Here is a 21,683-nt window from a genome sequence, read left to right as displayed (position 1 = left end):
AAAAGCATCGATAATTATCGATGCTTTTTTTGTTTTAGTCAATTATATATTCTTCTACTTCGAAAAGATCTTTAAAGTGTTTTAATATTTTTTTCTTTACTACTTCTTCATCTATCTTTTTTCCTAATTCCACTTCCATAGAAGTAACGGCTTTACCTCTAATTCCACAAGGAATAATATTATCGAAATAACCTAAATCTGCATTTACATTTAATGCAAACCCATGCATGGTAACCCATCTACTCGCACGAATACCCATTGCACAAATTTTTCTAGTAAATGGAGTTCCTACTCCTAACCAAACACCAGTTTCACCTTCGCTTCTCTCACCTTTTAAACCATATTCAGCAATTGTTAATATAATTGCTTCTTCTAGTAGCCTAAGATATTTATGAATATCTGTAAAGAAATTTTCTAAATCTAAAATTGGATATCCAACTATTTGTCCAGGACCATGATAAGTAATATCTCCTCCCCTATTGATTTTATAAAAAGTTGCTCCCTTTTGTTTTAATTGATCTTCGCTTAATAGTAAATTACTAATATCTCCAGACTTACCAAGAGTATATACATGAGGATGTTCTACAAAAATTAAATAATTAGGAGTTTCTTTAACTACAGCACTACTTCTATTTAATTTCTTTAAAGAAACTATACCACTTAACAAAGAAGCTTGATAATCCCACACTTCTTTATAATCTTTTTTACGTAAATCTTTTAAACAGACCTTTTTATTCATAAATTTGTAAGCTAAACCCTTTAAAGTTGTTTTTTTAACAAAAAAAACACCGTCAATAAAAACATCGAATAATGAAAAAAATATTACTACTTGTATTTTCTATAGTTTTTTCATCAATGCAAGCGCAAAATTACTGGAAAAAAATAGAATCTGAGAATCTTTTAGCTAAGAAAGAAGTATTAGAAAGAAAAAGTACACCTAGTTCTTTTAATTTATTTTCTTTAGACCCAGTAGATTTCGCCTCTCATTTAAACGATAAGTCACGAGGAGTAAAAAAGGTTATTACCTTACCCAGTACGAAAGGCAATCTGAATAACTTCTATATTAAGGAGGATTCTAATTTCGAAAATGAGTTGCAAAAAAAATTCCCTAGCATTAAATCTTATTCTGCACAAGGAATTGATGATCCAACTGCAACTGCTAAAATAAGCATTGGTACAGATGGTGTTCATGTGACTATTTTTTCAGGAAATCATAGCACTTTGTATATTGATCCATATACAAAATCTAAAGACACTTATATATCATACCAAAGAAAAAGTTTAGAAAACAAAGATGAATTTGAATGTCAAGTTCAAGAACAAACAAACAACAAGCTTAACAAAAAGGAAGCTAATAAAAATGCAAATGACGGAAAGTTAAGAACATACAGAATAGCAATAGTATGTAGCGGAGAATATTCGGACTTTCATTTGAATAGGCAAAATATACCAACTTCAGCAACAGATGCAGAAAAAAAAGCCGCTGTTTTATCAGCAATGAACACTTCAATGACAAGAATTAATGGTGTTTACGAAAAAGACCTAGCTGTTAAAATGGTTATAGTTTCTGAAAATGATAAGGTTATTTTTTTAAATAAGGATACAGATAATATCACTGATGGAGCTCCTAGTACAATGATTAATGAAGTGCAAAGCATTTGTGATAATGTAATTGGTAATGACAAATATGATATAGGGCATATTTTTAGTATTGGAGGTGATGGTTTAGCTGGACTAGGAGTAGTCTGTGTTACTGGTCAAAAAGCAAGAGGTGTCACTGGTAGATCACAACCTATTGGTGATCCATATGATATTGATTTTGTATCTCATGAAATTGGGCATCAATTCGGTGCTACGCATACTCAAAACAATAATTGTAATAGAACGTCTGCAACAGCAGTTGAACCTGGTAGTGGATCTACAATTATGGGATATGCTGGTATTTGTTCTCCTGATGTACAACCTAATAGTGATGATTATTTCCATGCAGTCAGCATAGATCAAATGTGGGCTACAATAGGAATTTCTGCTAATTGTGCAATTATTTCGAACACAAACAATGCTTCACCAACAATTAATGCTGGTCAAGATGTATCTATACCAAAATCAACACCTTTTAAATTGACTGCAAACGCTAACGACCCAGATAACAATAGTAGTTTAACTTATAATTGGGAACAAACTGATAACGAAGTAGCAACTATGCCTCCTAATTCCTCTAGTACAGGAGGGCCTCTTTTTAGATCACTCCCATCTAAGCAATCTCCTACAAGATATTTCCCCCAATTAAAAAATGTTACTGGTGGAACGATTAATCAGTGGGAAGTCTTACCTTCAGTAGCAAGAGAAATGAACTTCTCTGTTGTAGTAAGAGATAATCATTCTGGCGGAGGTGCTAGTGCTAGAGACGATATCAAAATTACTATAACAGACTCACCCCCTTTTACAGTAACTGCTCCAAGCAGTTCTGTAACCTGGAATACAGGAAGTTCACAAACAATTACATGGAGTAAAGGAAATACCGACACCGCTCCAATAAATTGCTCTAATGTTAATATTAGACTTTCTACAGATGGAGGGATTACATTTCCTATCTTAATTAAAGAAAACACACCTAATGATGGTTCTGAAGATATAATAATACCTGATAATGCTACCTCTAAGGCTAGAATTATGATAGAAGCATCAGATAACATTTTCTATAATGTTAATTCTACAAATTTCACAATTAATTCTACCACCCCAACATTCATTTTAACAAATAAAACAAACCAACAAAAAGCTTGTAATACAGGAAACAATTCTGTATCCTACACTCTTAATTTTGATTTTGTAAACGGGTTTTCTGAAACCGTCAACCTATCTACCACTGGAGCTCCTAATAACTCTAATATAACCTTTTCACCTTCTACTATAAACTCAAATGGAGATGTTACAATGACAGTTAGCAACTTAAATGGAGCCAATCAACAAGATTACACAATAGTTGTAAAAGCTGAAGCTAGCTCTGTCTCACAAAATGCCGATGCTCTATTAAAAATATTAGGCTCTAGTTTTGGAAATATAACTTTAGCATCTCCAGCTAATTCTGCTACAAATGTTAGCATACGTCCAGAGTTTAAATGGGGAGCAGATTCTAATGCTACAGCATATGACATCAAAGTTGCTACCAACAATAGCTTTAGCAATCCTATTATTGAAGCCACTACTAATACAAATAGTTATACGCATACTTCAGCATTAACTGGAAATACTAAATATTTTTGGTTTGTAAAACCAAAAAATGATTGTGGAGAAGGTTCAAATTCAAGCATAGGTGAGTTTACAACAGAAAATCCTTCTTACTGTTCTTCAACTTTCACAGATGAAGCTGGAGGATCGGAGCATATAACCAATGTTACATTTAACACAATTAATAATAGTTCCGGTAACGACACCACAGATGGGTATCAAGATTTTACCAGTATCTCAACTACTATAAAAAGAGATGAAAAGCATCAAATAAGTGTAACTTTTGATACTGGTGGTTTCCAAGATCACTGTTATGTTTTTATTGATTGGAACCAAGATTTTAAATTTGACAACAATACCGAAAGATATGATTTAGGGACTAAGTTAGAGGATCTTGCTACTGCTACTTTTGAAATTGAAGTACCCTCAAATGCTGCTTTAGGAAACACTCGGATGAGGGTTTTAATTGAATATGACGACCCTAACAACAATTTTGGAGAAGGAGCTTGTGATTCTGACCATAAAACCGAATGGGGAGAAACCGAAGATTACACTATAGAGATTCAAGAGGCAACCACATCTACTGAAGACTTTTCATTTAGTAATTTCAATTTATCTCCTAACCCTTCAAATGGAAGGATTAATTTAAAATTTGAAGTTCAGAATACAGAAAAAGTATCTATTAAATTATTTGATTTAAGAGGTCGAGTAATTGAATCTAAAAACTTTACAAATATTCAAAGTGTTTTTAACGAAGAAATTCAATTTAACAGAACTATTCCTGGCTTATACTTACTTCAAATTCAAAATGGAGGTAAGCAAACTACTAAGAAATTAGTCATTAAATAATAATATTATTACTTTCAATAAAAAAGCGAGCTAATATGCTCGCTTTTTTATTTATGATTAATTACAAATTATACTTCACAGTAAAAACAACATATCGTGGTTGTACAAAATAAGAGGAAGTACTGTTATAAACATTCTCTAGTGTATTATCTTGGTTCAATGATGTTGTATTTAAGATATTACTAACTCCAACTTTATATTCCCAAGAACTATCTTTTTTCTGATATGTTAGATCTGCATCCCAAAAGCTATAATTATTAATCGTTCTTTCCTGATTTCTATAATTATTATACGTGTACTTTGTGTTAAATACAAAACTCTTTAAAAAGTACGCATCAAAATTCACATAAGGACTGTGCGTTGTGAATGTATTGTTAACATTTCCTTGATCATAATTATTTACTGAGAAGTTATAACCAACATCAAAATTAGGAGCATCTCTAAAATTAGTACTAAACTTAGCTCGGTAAGATTGATTAAAACTTTTAGACACTCTATTTTCTGTAACCTGTGTTTGAGAATTCACAAATAAATTATTCAGTTTTGAATAAGATACATTACCTCCAAAACTTACTTTAAATTTCCTAAAACTTTTTTCAAATCTACCATTAGCAGAAATAGTTTCATCTGGGAAAGCAGAATTTACTGATGACGAAACTCTATCAATTCCATTTTGTCTTGTAATTCCTTTTATGGCATCTATTCTTTTATTGTAAGATATGTTTGCAAAAATATTAGTATAGTTAAACATATTGAAATTAGAATAGGTAAGACTAAAGTTATGAGAAAGCGCATTCTCTAAGTCACGATTACCAGAATACAAACTATTGTAATTATTCAATACATAGCCTTCTGCAAACTTAGTTACATCAGTAAAACTAACTTGCATTCGATAACCTAATCGTAATGTTTCAGACTTTTTTAAGTTTACTTTTATATAAGCATCGGGTAATAATTTGGTAAAACTATTATCAACTACCGAACCTAATTGAGTGTTCTTTGCAGAATACGTATGTAATGTTGCCCCTTGATTAAAGGTAAAAATACCAGTGACAAACTTATAATGTAATCCGGTATAAAAATCGCTAAAAGAATATTCTACATCATTTTTTGTAGCTATATCATTTAAATCTTGTTGTGTTCCCGATAAAATTTGATAAATATTCGAATTAAATTGTTGAGAGCTTAATGTAGTTCCAAAAGTTGCATTTAAATTACTTTTTGAGTTTAATACATAAAAATAATCAGCCTTTGCATCTAATTTATTTGTTTTGATTCTTTGATTTTGATTCAAATTAAATGGACCAGTCCCTAAAGAAAGTGGATTTGTTATTGCTCCTGACAATTGATTTAATTGTGTATTATAAAACGGATCTTCATCTTGCCATAAATGTTGACCTTCAAACGAAAAAATATGATTCTCGTTGAGAGTATAATAATAATTCAAATTTTGATTTAATGAAAAAGGTGTTTGCTCACTTAATTCTGAAATCGGCACACTTTCATTCGAAGTATTTGTTACTCTATTTGATATCACATTTTGGTCTTGAGATAGCTTAGAGACTTTAATAAAAGCATCATAATCTAACTGATTATTGGTATTTGGTTTATAACTCGTGCTCAACTTCACTAAACCTAAATCATTTTTTTGGAACGTATTATTATTTGTCGTTTCAACTAAATCTTGATTTATATAATTTCGAATACTATTTTCTTCTATTGTAGTTTTTGAACCAGAATAAATTGCAAACCCACTAAAATCAAGTGTTTTTTTAGGGGAGTAACTAAAGTTTAAAGCACCAAATTTATTTTCTATTTCTTTAGCCCTATTATTTCTAGTGATTAAAAACCCTAAATCGTTTGATAAATTTAACGAAGTACCACCAGAACCAATATTTCTAAATCCTCCAGTAAACTTAAAATAATCCCTCCATGTAAATGGTATTTCGCCAATATTATTAAAATCTGAAATTACGTTTAAACTAAATTTTGGACTATAGTAGAATAATTTAGGGTGTGTTATATATCTTTCATCTGGACCAACACCTGCTGAAACCTCTCCAAACCAAAAGCGCTTTTTTCCTTCTTTTAATTTTAAGTTGATAACTACATTATCTTCATTATCGGTAACCCTACTCAATTGCTGAACTTCACTGTGATTTTTTAAAACTTCAACTTTATCAATAGCGTTTGCAGGAATATTTTTTGTTGCCAGTTTAGAGTCTCCATCAAAAAAATCTTTTCCTTCAATCATTACCTTTTTTACAGTTTTTCCTTCTACTTCAATTTCTCCATCATCGTTCACCTCAACACCAGGTAACTTCTTTAAAACATCTCCTAATTTTTTCTCTGTTCCACTTTTAAAACTATCAGCATCGTACACAATAGTATCTCCTTTAACCTGTACAGGCATTTTGTAAGTAATATTTACCTCATCTAAAGATTCATCTGCAGAAAGCTGAATATCTTTTTTTAAGTTTATTTCTTGAGTTTGAAGAGTTATATTAGCAGTTTTCATACCAATATAACTTACCTTCACATTGTAATTAGCATTCTTTTTCAAATTCAATTTATACCTACCTTTAGCATCTGTAAATCCGTAAGAATCTAATTTCTTTGTTTGTGTATTAATGGCGATTACATTTGCCATTTCTAAAGGAGAACCTATGCTGTCTTTTACAATTCCTGTTACCGAAATTTGTGCATTAATTCCCCATACAGCCATAAACATGACTATAAATAATTTTGTTTTCATCTTGTAGTTTGCTTAAACGTGTACCTAATTAAAAACGTCCTCTTCCTCTTCCGTTCCCTCCTCTTCTTCGTTGAAACATTTCTCTCATTTCCTCCATCTTTTTCTTAGCTATCTTATCGTATTCTTCTCTAGTTACTTTCTTTCCTTTTGTTGGCTTTTTTATTTCTTGTTTTTCTGAAGGATTTAAAACAATTTCTGAACATAAAATTGTAGTTCTTCCTGCATTTACTTCTAAAATCAATCCAGGTAATCCACCATATTCACCTGGGCCATTACTAACAGGAATTTGTGGTGTGTACCAAGCTGTAACAGTTACTTCCTTTTTTGTTTCTGATGATTGTTCTTTTTTCTCTTCATTGTTTCCTTTCCTTCTTGGTCTAAACCTTCGAAAAGCTACATCATCAATACTTTTCACTATAGTAGCCTTTAAGCAAGTGTATTGACCAATTTGTTTGGTTTCTCCTGTCATTTCCCATTTTGGAGTTTCGAGCTTTTCTTCTATCAGAAACTTTTTACCAAAAAATTCTTTACTTTCTAAAAGTTCTTTCTCCTTTACGTTTTTATACTGAACTCCATTAGAAAAGCTACTCATCATGCTTTGAAATCTTCCTTCTCTTTGTCCTGTTGGGGCTCCCAATCGTTCTTCTTCCTTATATAAAGATTCGGTTGTATTAAAACTCAGTATATAAATTCTTTCAGAAAAACTCTTCATACGTTGTTCAATGCGCTTTTTTTGTTCTTCTGACATTTGCCTATTTCCAAAATCCATATTCATTTTGGTTTTCGATTGATAGATGGCTTTACCTTGGAAATCTTTTTGTGCAGAAATCGTAAGTGAACTAATACATAAAAGCCATAAGAGTATTTTTTTCATAATATGGTGTTTTCTTTATTAACATGTTATTGTTCTTAGACTAAAGAAAACACCAAAGGTTTAATTTATCCCTGAATTTCTATACTCATAGATCTTCCATCTTTACTTCTTCGTTTATTTTTAAAGCGCTCCATCATCTCTTTAGATTTTTCATCCATAATTTTATCGAACTTTTCTTGCGTAACTTTTTTCCCTTTTGTAGGTTCTTCTATTACGATTTTATCTGACGGATTTATTACAATCTCTGAACAGACAATAGTTTGTTTTCCTTCTTGAATTTCTAAAATCAAACCAGGTAATCCCCAATGCATCCCAGGCCCATTATTTATTGGAATTTCTGGAGTATACCACGCCACAGTTTTAACAGTTACTTTTTCTGTCTTATCTTCTTCTTTTCCTTCTTCATTTACAGAAAATGATCTACGCTCTTCTTCTCTACTTCTTTCAGCTTTATAACATGTATATCTTCCTATTGTTTTAGTTTCTCCTGTCATTTCCCAATCATAATTTGGTAATTTATCTTTTATTAAAAATCGTTTCCCACTAATCTCAGTTTTATTAACATAGCGCCCTTCTTTTACATTCTTATATAATACATCGGTACCACCACCATTTCCAAAGACTTGAATCGTTACTCCATTGGTTGGTTGAGGAGCAGACAACTTCGCTTCTTGTTTATATGTAGATTCGTAATTATTAAACTCTAAAGTGAATGTTCTTTGAAATTGTCTTTTTAACTGTTCGTGTAATTGTTTTTGAATGGCAGAATTTGGTGCGTTTTCACCTTCACTTATTTTAATATCGAGTTTTCTATGGGTTTTATAAGTTGCTTTTCCTGTAAAGTTTTGCGCAAAAGCAATTGTTGCAGTTAAAAACAACACTATAGATGTAACTATTCGTATCATATCGTTTATATTTTTATAGGTTTTCAAATACTTTTATAAATCGTTTGTTAATCTTTATAAAATCGTCTATATCTTCTGACTTTCCTTTTACCACTATACTATTATCGTAAGCCACCCTTTTAGATTTATCTTTACTTCTAACCCTAAATCCTAATGCAATACTATCAGTAGGTTTATTTTCTTTCACCATATCTTTAATATCTTTCCAATTAATGGTCTTTAACTCATTTAAGTTATCTACTGTAAAAATTAAAGATGTAATTTTTGAATCATTTACTTTAACTGTAGTAGTTTCTTTTTGAGCATAAGTTGTTACAGTTAAAAGAAGTAACGCTGTGATAATTAAGTTTTTCATTTTTATAGTTTTTATTGAACACTACAAATATGATCTTGATTTTTCTTCTTTATAGTTAACCAGTGTTAACGAGTGTTAACCGCTTTTTAATTGTCGGCTTAACTCCTTACTTTTGAAACATGAACGCGAAAAAACAACGATGGATTTTATACCTAATTAGTATTACAATACTCACCACTATTGGTATACAATTCTATTGGAATTATAAAAATTATGAAGAAAATAGACTTCGAGTTATTAACGAAATAAACCAGAGTTTAGATGATGCTATTGAGATTTATTTTTCAGACTTATCAAAAAGTAATTTCTACACAATTGTAAATCCTAGTAAAAAAAACAATGCCAATATTTTAAAAAACATCTTTCGATTAGATAAAAACACTTCTGATAAGAAAATTTCTAAAAAAGACACTTTGGAGTTTAAGATAGAATCAATTAATATAAACACTAATGATTCTTCTGAGTTTAAAAAAATGGACTCCACAGTTTTTAACTCTCTTAAAGGAAACATTAAAAGAATTAAAGATTCTCATTCTAAAAAACCTCATATTTCGTTTCAACAAGAAATTAGATATAGTAACGAAAAGCTTCCTTCTAAGAAAAAACATAAATTCCCTGAAGTATTTTTTGGCAAAAAAAAATCAGATAGTTTAAAACGTCAAAAAGATTTACAAACCTTTATTATATCTATACAAACAGATTCTATTGATTTAAAATCTTTAGATTCTATTTTAAGAGATGAATTTGTAGATAAAAAAATCTTTTCTGATTTTAATATCAATCATTTTAAAGCAGATACTTTATTCAATACAGCAACAAATGTTAGTTCTAATATTTTATTATTAGAAAACGATGCAGTTTCTACATTCTTAAAAAAAGATGAACGTATACAAATACAATATACAAACCCTACTATTGAAGCTTTAAAGCGTAGTTCTACTGGTATTTTATTGTCATTTATTTTAGCGCTTGCGGTAATTTCTAGTTTATTTTATTTACTAAAAATCATTAATCAACAAAAAGAATTGGCTGAAATTAAAAATGATTTAATCAGTAATATTACTCATGAATTTAAAACTCCAATCACTACTGTTTCTACAGCTTTAGAAGCCATTAATAGTTTTAATGCAATTGACGATAAAATTAAAACCAAAAAATATATTTCTATTTCTTCTATGCAAATAGAAAAACTACATTTAATGGTTGAAAAACTCTTAGAAACTGCAACGTTAGACAGTGAAAAGCTCCTCTTAAAAAAAGAGAAATCTAACATTGTTGAATTGATAAAAACCTTAACTCAAAAACATCAGTTCACAACAACAGAAAAAGAATTGAAATTTACTTCAAACGTAACAGAAATTATTTCAGAAATTGATGTTTTCCATTTTGAAAATGCAATTTCAAACTTAATAGACAACGCTATAAAATATGGTGGAGATTCTATTGAAATTCACATAAGTAAAGTTTTAAATTCCATAGAAATTAGTATTGCTGATAATGGTATGGGAATTGACAAAAATCAGCAAGAAAAAATATTTGATAAGTTTTACAGAGTTCCAAAAGGAAACACTCACGATGTAAAAGGTTTTGGTATTGGATTGTACTACACCAAAAAAATTATAGAAAAACATAACGGAAGTATACACCTAACCTCAAAACCTAACAATACTGTTTTTAAAATTGTTTTAAGTAATGAGTAAATCGATAAAAATTTTATTAGCCGAAGATGAACCTAGCTTAGGGCAAATTGTAAAAGAAAGTTTAGAAACACGAAACTTTGAAGTATTTCATGCTATTGATGGCGAGCAAGCTTATGAGTTTTATCAAGATAAGAATCCAACAGTTTTAGTACTTGATGTAATGATGCCTAAAAAAGACGGATTTACATTAGCAAAAGAAATTAGGCAAGAAAACAAACATATCCCTATCATATTTTTAACAGCAAAATCTCAAACCAAAGATGTTGTTGAGGGTTTTGAACATGGCGGAAACGATTATTTAAAAAAACCTTTTTCTATGGAAGAATTAATCGTTAGAATTCATGCACTTTTAAACAGAGTTGAATTAAAAACCGACGTAGAAAATATATCAATAGGAAACTATACTTTTAATCATACCAAACAAACTTTGTCTATTAATGAAGATTCAGCTTTACTAACTCATAAAGAAGCTGAATTACTTTTACATTTAACTCAAAAGAAAAACGAAATCTTAGACAGAACCTTTATTTTAAAGAAATTGTGGGGACATGACGATTTTTTTAACGCGCGTAGTATGGATGTTTTTATCTCTAAACTCAGAAAAAAACTAAAAAAAGATGAAAACGTACAAATTATAAACGTTCGTGGTTATGGTTATAAATTGATTTGTTAAAATCTTTTCTAGTTCTATTTTTTATGTAATTTTACCAACTCTTAAAAAGAGACCTTCGAAAACAAAAAATCAATTTTACAAGAAGAACTATGCACGTAGCTATTGCTGGAAACATTGGAGCTGGAAAGACAACCTTAACTAAATTATTAGCAAAACATTATAATTGGGAACCTCATTTCGAATCGGTAGATGAAAACCCATACTTAGATGATTTCTATGGAGAAATGGAACGCTGGTCTTTTAATTTACAGGTGTATTTCTTAAACAGTCGTTTCCGTCAAGTATTAGAGTTACGTAAATCTGGAAAGAAAATTATTCAAGACAGAACCATTTATGAAGATGCTCATATTTTTGCTCCAAACCTTCATGCAATGGGATTAATGACCAATAGAGATTATAGCAACTACGCTTCTTTATTTGAATTAATGGAAAACTTGGTTACTCCACCAGATTTATTAATTTATTTACGTGCAGATATTTCTACTTTAGTGGGTCAAATTCACAAAAGAGGAAGAGATTACGAAAACTCTATTAGTATCGATTATTTAAGCAGATTAAACGAACGTTACGAAGCGTGGATTAGCAAATACACCAAAGGAAAATTATTAATTATTGATGTTGATAATTTAGATTTTGTTGAAAACCAAGAAGATTTAGGATATATTATTGATCGTATAGACTCTCAAATCAACGGATTATTTTAATCCTCTCTTAAATTCACTTAATAAAATAGCGGTAGCGGTAGCTACATTTAAACTTTCAGTTTGCTGAATATTTCCAAAACGAGGAATAGTTAATTTTTGTTGTACAACATTATTAACCTCTTCAGATATTCCGTTGGCTTCGTTACCCATTACTAAAACCGCTTTTTCAGGTAGCTTAGAACTATATACATTTTCACCGTCCATATCAGCTGTATAGGTTGGTAAATTATTTTTTCCTAAAAAAGAAATCAAATCTGTATAAACAATATTAACTCTCGTTAACGAACCCATTGTAGATTGTATTACTTTCGGGTTGTAACAATCAACAGTATTTTTAGAGCAAACTAATTGTTTTACACCAAACCAATCACATAATCTAATAATGGTTCCTAAATTACCAGGATCATTTACTTCATCTAAAGCAACAATAAAATTGTTTGTGTCAATTTCTTTTTCAGATGGAATTTCAAAAATTCCTAGCACTTTATTTGGTGCTTTTAAATTGCTTACTTTTTTAAGTTCATCTTCAGTAATTAATTCAACATTATTACTTTTTTGTAAAACATCAATACTTGTGGTATAAATTTTGAATATCTTAAGCGATGAAGAAAGTAATTCGTTAACCACTTTTACTCCTTCAGCCACAAATAAGTTATGTTTTTGTCTATACTTTTTTTGACGTAAACTTGTTATTAGTTTTATAGTATTTTTAGATAAACTCATTAAAATATATTTAACAATTCAAAAAAGCTAAAAAATAGTATTTTTGATTTTTAAAGCAGGCGTAAAGTTAATGAAAAAACTTTCTATCTATTTCTTATTATTACTGTTGATTAGTGCATGTAGCACAATAAAACACGTAAAGAAAAATCAGCAGTTACTTACAAAGAATAATATTTATGTAGATAGCGCTAAATCTTCTAACAAAGATATTTCTGAGTTAATGATGCAACGCCCAAATGCAAGAGCCTTAGGCTTACCTTTATCTCTTTACTTTTACAATCTCGGTAACCCAAATGGATCAAAAACTCCAGCAGAATGGGATAAAAACCACCCAGGTTTATATCGTTTTTTCAAGAACACTTTTTCAGAAAAACAAAGTATTTCGGTTGCAAATTCTTTTATTGGATTAAATAATTGGTATTTAACTAGCGGACAAGCTCCAGTTATTATTGACGATAAAAAGATTAAAAAAACAGAAAGGAATCTAAAAACTTACTTTCAAAACGAAGGCTATTTTAAAGCTAAAATAACATCTAAAAGAGATACTGTTGGCACTAAAAAAGGATCTGTTTCTTATTATATTGAAAAAGGGAAACCTTTGTTTCTAGACTCTATTTTCTTGAAAATACAGTCTCCTGTTTTAGATTCTATATATAATGCTAACAAACAAAAAAGCTTCTTAAAAAACGGAGATCAATACAAAGACATTAATTTTATTAATGAAGCTGAAAGAATTACCAAGCTTTTTAGAAATAATGGAATTTACCATTTTGATAAAAACAGTAGTATCGTTTTCGATGAAATAGATACAGCTGTTTATAAATCTAATGTAGATTTTATAATATCTGACAGATTAGTTGAGAATAATGGTGAATACATTAACATTCCCTACAAGATTCAAAAAATAAAGAAAATAAATGTATACACAGACTATAGTTATTCAAAAAAAGACGAACCTTATAATGCACATCAAGCTTATAATGGTGTTAACTTTTATGCTCATAAAAAGCTAAAATACAATCCTAAGTATTTAAACCAATCTGTATTTATAAAACCAAATACTATTTATAGTGACTCGTTAAGAGCATTAACAAGAATTCATTTTAGAAGCTTAAAGAACTTTAAATCTACCTCTATTAGATTTAATGAATTAGGTAATGATGAACTAGAAGCAAATATTTTTTTAACGCCTACAGAAAAATACACCTTAGGTTTTGAAACTGAACTATCTCGTTCTAACATTCGTAATTTTGATGTATCTGCAAAGTTCTCGCTAACAAACAGAAATGCTTTTAAAGGAGCTGAACTTTTCAAAATATCGGCATCTGGTTCTTATTTTAACTCTAATAACGGACCTGGTTGGGAAATTGGAACAGACATGTCTTTAGAAATACCCCGCTTTGTTGCTCCTTTCGGACTTAGCAAACTGGTTCCTAAAAGTATGTTTCCAAAAACAAAATTTTTCACTGGTATTAACATTCAACGAAATATTGGTTTAGATAAACAAAACATTACAGCTGGTTTAAATTATAAATGGCAATTCAATAAGAAAAAAACAATACAGTTAGATATTTTCAACACTCAATATGTTAGAAATTTAAATATTGATAATTATTTTAATGTATACAACTCTGAATACACCAAACTAGTTAATTTAGGAGAAAAAGCAATACCAAACGTTACTCCTCCTCAAAATACTATTGGTAATTTCGATGCAATAACAAATTATGCTGGTCAAATTTTTAATAACTCTACGGCTTTAAATAGAGACGAGGTTGCTGAATTATTAAACATTACTAATAGATATCAAATTATAACATCCGATTTCTTAATTCCAGAAATCGCATACATGTTTACTTATAACAATCAAGAAAACACTAAAGATGCTAGCTTTTCATATTTCAGAATTCGAGTTGCAAATTCTGGTAATATTATGGGACTTCTTTCAAATCAAGTTAATAGTGTTGGAGAGAAAACAGTTTTTAAAATCCCTATTGCTCAATATTTTAAAACAGACATTGAATATAAAAAGTATTGGGATTTAGGCGATAACAATGTATTAGCACATAGAACTTTTGTTGGTGCTATTTTTCCTTACGATAATTCAGAAATTCCTTTCTCAAGAAGTTACTTCGCAGGAGGTTCAAACGACATTAGAGCATGGAGAACTTACGATTTAGGTCCAGGTGCTACACCTCCTGGTTTAGAATATAATATCGGAAGTTTTAAATTCTTAACTAGCTTTGAGTATCGTTTCAATGTAATCGGAAATTTAAAGAGTGCTATTTTTATGGATGCTGGTAATATTTGGGATATTTCCAATTCGAGAATATTAAATGACTCTGCTAAGCTAAAAGACTTCAAATCCCTATTAAACATGGCAGTTGGTACCGGTTTTGGAATTCGATACGACTTTACTTTTTTAATCGCAAGATTAGATGTTGGGTTTAAAGTACACGAACCTTACTTAACGGGCAACAAATGGTTTCAAAATTTCGGATTCAATAATGCAGTCTTTAATATTGGTATTAACTATCCGTTTTAAGATTTACTTCAGCTAAAACGTTATCGCTATTTTTTATTTCTATCAATAGAAAATTACTTATTTTTGAGTCCGTATAATACAACTAAAAACTAATAAAATGGCTCATAATATTAAGGCTGGTGTTGCAACAGGAAAAGAAGTACAACAAATTTTTAAGCTGGCTAAAGAAAAGAAATTTGCTTTACCAGCAGTAAATGTTGTTGGATCAAACACTATAAATACAGTATTAGAAACTGCTAAAGAATTAAATTCACCTGTAATTATTCAATTTTCAAACGGTGGAGCTCAGTTTAATGCTGGTAAAGGGCTTTCTAACGAAGATCAAAAATCAGCAATTGCTGGTGCTGTAGCAGGAGCTAAACATATTCATTTAATGGCAGAAGCTTACGGAGTTCCTGTAATTTTACACACAGATCACGCTGCTAAAAAATTATTACCTTGGATTGACGGATTGTTAGATGCAAGTGAAAAGCACTTTGCTGAAACTGGTAAACCTCTTTACAGTTCACACATGATTGATTTAAGTGAAGAGCCACTTGAAGAAAACATCGAAATTTGTAAAGAATATTTAGCTCGTATGAGTAAAATGGGTATGACTTTAGAAATTGAATTAGGTATTACTGGAGGTGAAGAAGATGGTGTAGATAATTCTGATGTAGATGTTTCTAAACTATACACACAACCAGAAGAAGTTGCTTATGCATATGAAGAATTAATGAAAGTTTCACCTCAATTTACTATTGCGGCTGCTTTTGGTAATGTTCATGGTGTATACAAACCAGGAAACGTTAAGTTAACTCCAAAAATTTTAAAGAACTCTCAAGAATTTATTTCTGAAAAATATAATGTACCTCACAATACAATTGATTTTGTATTCCACGGAGGTTCAGGTTCTACTTTAGAAGAAATTCGTGAAGCTATTGATTACGGAGTTATTAAAATGAATATTGACACTGACTTACAATACGCTTTTACAGAAGGAATTCGTGATTATATGGCTGCAAAAAAAGAGTATTTAGCGAGTCAAATTGGTAATCCAGAAGGAGACGATGTTCCTAACAAAAAACATTACGACCCACGTAAATGGTTACGCGAAGGAGAAACAACATTTAAAACTCGTTTAAAGAAAGCTTTCGAAGACTTAAACAATGTAAACACATTATAACTCTAAGTTTTATACTATTTTAAAAGCATCTAGAAAATTCTAGATGCTTTTTTATGTTACAAAAAAGTAAAGTTCCCAAAAAACTTTTACATTTGTATTCTCTCTACTTGTTAAAGTATTAGAGCCCTATAAATACAAACAACAAAATATAAACTAAACTATGGCTTGGTTTAAACGTAAAGACAAAGGGATTCAAACCCCTACAGAAGAAAAGAAAGACACTCCAAAAGGCTTGTGGTATAAAACTCCAAGCGGAAAAATAATTGATACCGACGAATTAAAGAAGAATTTATACGTAAGTCCAGAAGATGGTTATCACGTTCGTATAGGAAGTAACGAATACTTTGAGTTATTCTTTGATGACAATAAATTTGAAGAGTTAAATGCTAAAATGCAATCTAAAGACCCTTTAAAATTTGAGGACACTAAGAAATACCCAGATAGATTAAAAGCGGTTCAGAAAAAAACAGGATTAAAAGATGCTGTTAGAACTGCTGTAGGAAAATCTAACGGAAAAGATTTAGTGATTGCTTCTATGGATTTTGCTTTCATTGGAGGATCAATGGGAAGTGTAGTTGGAGAAAAAATTGCACGTGCAATTGACTATTCAATTAAAAACAAGATTCCTTTCTTAATGATCTCTAAATCAGGAGGAGCTCGTATGATGGAAGCATCATTATCTTTAATGCAGTTAGCAAAAACGTCTGCTAAATTAGCACAATTAGCAGATGCTAAAATACCTTACATTTCGTTATGTACCGATCCTACTACGGGTGGTACAACAGCGTCTTTTGCTATGTTAGGAGACATTAACATTGCAGAGCCTAATGCATTAATTGCTTTTGCTGGTCCTCGTGTTGTAAAAGACACCACAGGTAAAGATTTACCAGATGGTTTCCAACGTTCAGAATTCTTATTAGAACACGGTTTCTTAGATGGAATCTACGAAAGAAAAGATTTAAAAAAACAGGTTAATTTATATATCGATTTAATCCAAAATCAGCCTGTAAGAGCATAATATTGAAAGCCTGCATTTTTGCAGGCTTTTTCTTTATAAAAAGAACATCAACTAGCAATCAGTTATTCAAAAAAATAATCGTACATTTGCAACTTCAATGAAAAAATCATTGATATACATAATAATCATTTAAATAATATTGGCATGTATTTAACTAAAGCAATTAAAGAAGAAATTTTTGCAAAACACGGTAAAGGAACAAACGATACTGGTACTGCAGAAGGACAAATCGCGTTATTCACTTTTAGAATTAACCACTTAACTGAGCACTTAAAAAACAATCGTAAAGATTATAACACTGAGCGTTCATTAGTAAAGATGGTAGGTAAGCGTAGAAGCTTATTAGATTACTTAAAGAAAAAAGATATTACAAGATATCGTGCGATTATTAAAGAATTAGGAATTAGAAAATAATCCTTACAAATTAGAGGCAGGTATTAACTTGCCTCTTTTTTTTTATAAAAATTTCGTAGTTTAGACTCCGAAAAATTCACTAAGTGAATAGTCAAAAGTAACATCCGTCATATTTTGGCATTCCATTGGAACAACAACAAACAACAACAACTCAAAAAACGAATTAAAAATTTTAGAAAAAACATTGTATGATTCCACAAGTATTTACCCAAACTATTGATTTGGGAGATGGAAGAACCATCACATTAGAAACTGGAAAATTAGCGAAACAAGCAGACGGTTCAGTTGTTGTAAAAATGGGAGACACTATGTTACTTGCTACAGTAGTATCGGCAAGAACAGCAAACCCAGGTATTGACTTTTTACCTTTAACGGTAGATTATAGAGAAAAATTCGCTGCTGCGGGTCGTTACCCAGGCGGATTTATGAAGCGTGAAGCACGTCCTTCTAACGAAGAAATCTTAACCATGCGTTTAGTAGACCGTGTATTGCGTCCATTATTCCCAAAAGACTATCACGCAGAAACTCAGGTTATGATTCAATTAATGTCTCACGACCCAGAAGTTATGCCAGATGCCTTAGCAGGTTTAGCAGCATCAGCAGCAATTCAATTATCAGACATTCCTTTTGAAGCACCAATATCAGAAGTAAGAGTAGCAAGAGTAAATGGTGAATTCATCGTAAACCCAAGTTACAAGCAATTAGCAGAAGCAGATATGGACCTTATGGTTGGAGCTTCTAATGATTTCGTAGCTATGGTAGAAGGTGAAATGGATGAAGTTTCTGAAGAAGAAATGGCAGATGCAATTAAAGTTGCTCATGAAGCTATTAAAGCTCAGTGTGATGCACAAGTTGCTTTAGCTGAAGCTTTCGGTAAGAAAGAAACTCGTGAATATGAAGTAGCAGAAACTAACGAAGAGTTATCTCAAAAAATTCACGATGCAGCATATCAAAAATGTTATGACATTGCTAAAAAAGGAACTTCTAAACAAGAAAGAGGTTTAGCTTTTTCTGAAGTAAAAGAGGAAGTTATTGCAATGTTTACTGAAGAAGAGTTAGAAGAATATGGAGATTTAGTAGGAAAATACTTCGGAAAAACTCACAAAGCTGCAGTAAGAGATTTAACATTGAACGAAGGTTTACGCTTAGACGGACGTAAAACTACAGATATTAGACCTATTTGGTGTGAGGTAGACTATTTACCACGTACTCACGGTTCTTCTATCTTTACAAGAGGGGAAACTCAAGCATTAGCTACAGTTACTTTAGGTACTTCTAGAGATGCTAACATGATTGACTCTCCAACAATTCAAGACGAAGAACGTTTTTACTTACACTATAACTTCCCTCCATTCTCAACTGGTGAAGCTCGCCCATTAAGAGGTACTTCTCGTCGTGAGATTGGTCACGGAAACTTAGCTCAAAGAGCATTAAAAGGAATGATTCCTGACGATTGTCCATATACTGTTCGTGTAGTTTCTGAGGTATTAGAATCTAACGGTTCTTCTTCTATGGCAACTGTATGTTCTGGTACTATGGCATTAATGGATGCTGGAGTTCAAATGAAAAAACCAGTATCTGGTATCGCTATGGGATTAATTTCTGACGGTGAGCGTTACGCAGTATTATCAGACATCTTAGGAGATGAAGATCACTTAGGTGATATGGACTTTAAGGTTACTGGTACAGCAGATGGAATTACAGCTTGTCAAATGGATATTAAAATTAAAGGATTATCTTATGAAATCTTAGTAAATGCATTAAAGCAAGCTCGTGACGGTCGTTTACACATCTTAGAAAAATTAACAGACACAATTGAAACTCCAAATACTGACGTGAAAGCACACGCACCTAAAATGGTTACTGTACGTATTGCAGGAGAATATATTGGAGCTATGATTGGACCAGGCGGTAAGCATATTCAAGAATTACAAAAAGAAACAGAAACTACTATTGTAATTAATGAAGATGAAGCTACTGAAGAAGGTATTGTTGAAATTTTAGGTACGAGTCAAGAAGGAATCGATAAAGTTTTAGCAAGAATACAAGCACTTACTTTTAAACCAGAAAAAGGAAGTGTTTACGAAACGAAAGTAATTAAAATCTTAGATTTTGGTGCTGTTGTAGAATATACTGAAGCTCCTGGTAACGAAGTATTATTACACGTTAGTGAATTAGCTTGGGAACGCACAAATAACGTTACTGATGTTGTAAACTTAGGCGATATTATTGATGTAAAATACTTTGGAGTAGACCCTAGAACTCGTAAAGAAAAAGTTTCTAGAAAAGCATTATTACCAAAACCAGAAGGTTATGTTTCTAAACCAAGAAACAATGACAATAATAAAGGAAGAGAAAATAGAAAACCAAGACACGAAAAGAAAGAGTCTTAATTCTATTTCTTACATAATATTCATTAAAAAGGCAACCAAATTGGTTGCCTTTTTTCCTTCCTAATTGTAAGTCTAATTCCCCACGAAACGACTTACAAACCTTATTTATGAAAAATCTCTACTTATAAAACAGCTTATTTTTAATTTACCCTACCTAAAATTTTAAAAATGTTGAAAATAATTTTCGGTTTCACTTAAAATGTCTTTGATATTTACTTTTCTTTGCATTCTCGAAATATGAAAATTCAACGCATTACATATCTTTCTTTAGGTACCAATCAAGGTAACAAGCAACAAAACTTACAAGACGCTATTAATTTAATTGCTCAACAAGTTGGGGCTGTTCAAAAAATTGCCCCTATCTACAAAACTGCTTCTTGGGGATTTAACAGTGAAGATTTTTACAACACATGTATTAAAGTTTCTACATACTTAAATCCAGAAACTTTAATTAAAACTTTACTTTCTATTGAAAAAGAATTAGGTAGGGAAAGAAAAAATCAAGAAGGTTATTCAGATAGAATTATAGATATTGACATTCTGTTATTTGATGATGAAATCATATTTTCTAAAAACCTTATTGTTCCGCATCCTCGAATGTTAGAACGTAAGTTTGCTTTAGTTCCTTTGGTAGATATTGCTCGTAACACGATTCATCCAATAGAAAAAAAGCATCTATTTATTTGTTTAGAAAACTGTAGTGATACTTCAGTAATAATAAAAATTGAAGAGCCTTTAAAAAGACCAATCCCTATTTCTGAAAAATATAATTACATCGCTATTGAAGGAAATATTGGTGCTGGTAAAACATCATTAGCCAATATGATGTCTGACGATTTTAATGCAAAAATCGTATTAGAACGTTTTGCTGACAATCCGTTTTTACCAAAATTTTACAACGACAACGAACGTTATGCCTTTCCTCTTGAAATGAGTTTTTTAGCAGACCGTTATCAGCAATTATCTGACGATTTAGCTCAATTCGACTTATTTAAAAACTTTATCGTTTCTGATTATTATATTTTTAAATCATTAATTTTTGCTCAAGTCACTTTACAAAACGACGAGTATAAATTATATCGTAAGATGTTTGATTTAATGTACAAAGAAATCACAAAACCCGATTTGTATGTATATCTATACCAAAATACCGATAGATTATTACAAAACATCAAAAAACGAGGTCGTGAGTACGAACAAAATATTGAAGCGAGTTACTTACAGAAAATACACGATGGTTATAGCAACTTTATAAAAACTCAGCAAAACCTCAACATTTTAATTATTGATGTTTCTGAATTAGATTTTGTAAACAAACCAGAAGATTACAAGTATATTATTAATAAGATAAATAATCATACAACTACCCTATAAAAAAA

Annotated in this window: 16 protein-coding genes; 10 read left to right on the top strand and 6 right to left on the bottom strand. The window is 30.8% G+C overall.

What is annotated here, in order from left to right; all coding sequences use genetic code 11:
• Nucleotides 1-34 precede the first annotated feature (34 nt).
• Entirely contained in the window at nt 35-739 is a 705-nt protein-coding gene (gene lipB, locus WH52_RS14530; protein ID WP_086031695.1) for a lipoyl(octanoyl) transferase LipB, read from the bottom strand.
• A gap of 71 nt (nt 740-810) precedes the next feature.
• Here lipB and WH52_RS14525 point away from each other — a divergent pair, with 71 nt between their 5' ends.
• Complete coding sequence (locus WH52_RS14525; RefSeq protein WP_233131579.1) at nt 811-4,080, top strand: zinc-dependent metalloprotease; 3,270 nt, start codon at nt 811-813, stop codon at nt 4,078-4,080.
• A 61-nt stretch (nt 4,081-4,141) separates the two neighbouring features.
• On the opposite strand, the gene WH52_RS14520 is transcribed toward WH52_RS14525, so the two are convergent.
• The 4 genes from WH52_RS14520 to WH52_RS14505 all read right to left on the bottom strand — a co-directional run bounded on the left by WH52_RS14520 (nt 4,142) and on the right by WH52_RS14505 (nt 8,969).
• Nucleotides 4,142-6,835: a TonB-dependent receptor gene (locus WH52_RS14520; RefSeq protein ID WP_086031694.1), complete on the bottom strand. Its 2,694-nt coding sequence runs from the start codon at nt 6,833-6,835 to the stop codon at nt 4,142-4,144.
• A gap of 28 nt (nt 6,836-6,863) precedes the next feature.
• Nucleotides 6,864-7,709 carry a GLPGLI family protein gene (locus WH52_RS14515; protein ID WP_086031693.1) on the bottom strand — a complete coding sequence of 282 codons (846 nt, stop codon included), beginning with the start codon at nt 7,707-7,709 and terminating at the stop codon, nt 6,864-6,866.
• 65 nt (nt 7,710-7,774) lie between these two features.
• The gene (locus tag WH52_RS14510; protein WP_086031697.1) at nt 7,775-8,614 is read right to left on the bottom strand and encodes a GLPGLI family protein; all 840 of its coding nucleotides are present in this window, start codon (nt 8,612-8,614) and stop codon (nt 7,775-7,777) included.
• A 13-nt stretch (nt 8,615-8,627) separates the two neighbouring features.
• Nucleotides 8,628-8,969 (bottom strand): hypothetical protein, encoded by a 342-nt coding sequence (locus WH52_RS14505; RefSeq protein WP_086031692.1) that lies wholly within the window; start codon nt 8,967-8,969, stop codon nt 8,628-8,630.
• A 119-nt stretch (nt 8,970-9,088) separates the two neighbouring features.
• Here WH52_RS14505 and WH52_RS14500 point away from each other — a divergent pair, with 119 nt between their 5' ends.
• The 3 genes from WH52_RS14500 to WH52_RS14490 all read left to right on the top strand — a co-directional run bounded on the left by WH52_RS14500 (nt 9,089) and on the right by WH52_RS14490 (nt 12,046).
• Nucleotides 9,089-10,669 carry a sensor histidine kinase gene (locus WH52_RS14500; protein ID WP_086031691.1) on the top strand — a complete coding sequence of 527 codons (1,581 nt, stop codon included), beginning with the start codon at nt 9,089-9,091 and terminating at the stop codon, nt 10,667-10,669.
• Nucleotides 10,662-11,342, top strand: coding sequence for a response regulator transcription factor (locus WH52_RS14495; protein WP_086031690.1), 681 nt, complete (start codon nt 10,662-10,664; stop codon nt 11,340-11,342). The genes WH52_RS14500 and WH52_RS14495 overlap by 8 nt, the downstream gene beginning before the upstream one ends.
• Nucleotides 11,343-11,431: 89 nt before the next feature.
• The gene (locus WH52_RS14490; protein WP_086031689.1) at nt 11,432-12,046 is read left to right on the top strand and encodes a deoxynucleoside kinase; all 615 of its coding nucleotides are present in this window, start codon (nt 11,432-11,434) and stop codon (nt 12,044-12,046) included.
• Here WH52_RS14490 and WH52_RS14485 read toward each other — a convergent pair.
• Nucleotides 12,038-12,769: a TrmH family RNA methyltransferase gene (locus tag WH52_RS14485; protein WP_086031688.1), complete on the bottom strand. Its 732-nt coding sequence runs from the start codon at nt 12,767-12,769 to the stop codon at nt 12,038-12,040. The genes WH52_RS14490 and WH52_RS14485 overlap by 9 nt on opposite strands.
• 43 nt (nt 12,770-12,812) lie before the next feature.
• On the opposite strand from WH52_RS14485, the gene tamL reads away from it, so the two are divergent.
• The 6 genes from tamL to folK all read left to right on the top strand — a co-directional run bounded on the left by tamL (nt 12,813) and on the right by folK (nt 21,678).
• On the top strand, nt 12,813-15,314 hold the full coding sequence (gene tamL / locus WH52_RS14480; protein ID WP_233131578.1) for a translocation and assembly module lipoprotein TamL: 2,502 nt from the start codon (nt 12,813-12,815) through the stop codon (nt 15,312-15,314).
• Between the two features lie 97 nt (nt 15,315-15,411).
• Nucleotides 15,412-16,479, top strand: a complete 1,068-nt coding sequence (gene fbaA, locus WH52_RS14475) for a class II fructose-bisphosphate aldolase (RefSeq protein WP_086031686.1) — start codon at nt 15,412-15,414, stop codon at nt 16,477-16,479.
• A 160-nt stretch (nt 16,480-16,639) separates the two neighbouring features.
• The gene (gene accD, locus WH52_RS14470; protein WP_086031685.1) at nt 16,640-17,497 is read left to right on the top strand and encodes an acetyl-CoA carboxylase, carboxyltransferase subunit beta; all 858 of its coding nucleotides are present in this window, start codon (nt 16,640-16,642) and stop codon (nt 17,495-17,497) included.
• A 144-nt stretch (nt 17,498-17,641) separates the two neighbouring features.
• Entirely contained in the window at nt 17,642-17,911 is a 270-nt protein-coding gene (gene rpsO, locus WH52_RS14465) for a 30S ribosomal protein S15 (protein WP_086031684.1), read from the top strand.
• A gap of 188 nt (nt 17,912-18,099) precedes the next feature.
• The gene (locus WH52_RS14460) at nt 18,100-20,304 is read left to right on the top strand and encodes a polyribonucleotide nucleotidyltransferase (RefSeq protein ID WP_086031683.1); all 2,205 of its coding nucleotides are present in this window, start codon (nt 18,100-18,102) and stop codon (nt 20,302-20,304) included.
• A 237-nt stretch (nt 20,305-20,541) separates the two neighbouring features.
• On the top strand, nt 20,542-21,678 hold the full coding sequence (gene folK, locus WH52_RS14455; RefSeq protein WP_086031682.1) for a 2-amino-4-hydroxy-6-hydroxymethyldihydropteridine diphosphokinase: 1,137 nt from the start codon (nt 20,542-20,544) through the stop codon (nt 21,676-21,678).
• Nucleotides 21,679-21,683: the final 5 nt, after the last annotated feature.

The organism is Tenacibaculum holothuriorum, from assembly GCF_002120225.1.
Taxonomy (GTDB): domain Bacteria; phylum Bacteroidota; class Bacteroidia; order Flavobacteriales; family Flavobacteriaceae; genus Polaribacter; species Polaribacter holothuriorum.
This window is presented reverse-complemented; position numbering and strand designations above follow the sequence as displayed.

Excerpts from the sequence above, each read along its gene's own strand:
- lipB (WP_086031695.1), bottom strand. The coding sequence starts at position 739 with ATGAATAAAAAGGTCTGTTTAAAAGATTTACGTAAAAAAGATTATAAA.
- WH52_RS14525 (WP_233131579.1), top strand. The coding sequence starts at position 811 with ATGAAAAAAATATTACTACTTGTATTTTCTATAGTTTTTTCATCAATG.
- WH52_RS14520 (WP_086031694.1), bottom strand. The coding sequence starts at position 6,835 with ATGAAAACAAAATTATTTATAGTCATGTTTATGGCTGTATGGGGAATT.
- WH52_RS14515 (WP_086031693.1), bottom strand. The coding sequence starts at position 7,709 with ATGAAAAAAATACTCTTATGGCTTTTATGTATTAGTTCACTTACGATT.
- WH52_RS14510 (WP_086031697.1), bottom strand. The coding sequence starts at position 8,614 with ATGATACGAATAGTTACATCTATAGTGTTGTTTTTAACTGCAACAATT.
- WH52_RS14505 (WP_086031692.1), bottom strand. The coding sequence starts at position 8,969 with ATGAAAAACTTAATTATCACAGCGTTACTTCTTTTAACTGTAACAACT.
- WH52_RS14500 (WP_086031691.1), top strand. The coding sequence starts at position 9,089 with ATGAACGCGAAAAAACAACGATGGATTTTATACCTAATTAGTATTACA.
- WH52_RS14495 (WP_086031690.1), top strand. The coding sequence starts at position 10,662 with ATGAGTAAATCGATAAAAATTTTATTAGCCGAAGATGAACCTAGCTTA.
- WH52_RS14490 (WP_086031689.1), top strand. The coding sequence starts at position 11,432 with ATGCACGTAGCTATTGCTGGAAACATTGGAGCTGGAAAGACAACCTTA.
- WH52_RS14485 (WP_086031688.1), bottom strand. The coding sequence starts at position 12,769 with ATGAGTTTATCTAAAAATACTATAAAACTAATAACAAGTTTACGTCAA.
- fbaA (WP_086031686.1), top strand. The coding sequence starts at position 15,412 with ATGGCTCATAATATTAAGGCTGGTGTTGCAACAGGAAAAGAAGTACAA.
- accD (WP_086031685.1), top strand. The coding sequence starts at position 16,640 with ATGGCTTGGTTTAAACGTAAAGACAAAGGGATTCAAACCCCTACAGAA.
- rpsO (WP_086031684.1), top strand. The coding sequence starts at position 17,642 with ATGTATTTAACTAAAGCAATTAAAGAAGAAATTTTTGCAAAACACGGT.
- WH52_RS14460 (WP_086031683.1), top strand. The coding sequence starts at position 18,100 with ATGATTCCACAAGTATTTACCCAAACTATTGATTTGGGAGATGGAAGA.
- folK (WP_086031682.1), top strand. The coding sequence starts at position 20,542 with ATGAAAATTCAACGCATTACATATCTTTCTTTAGGTACCAATCAAGGT.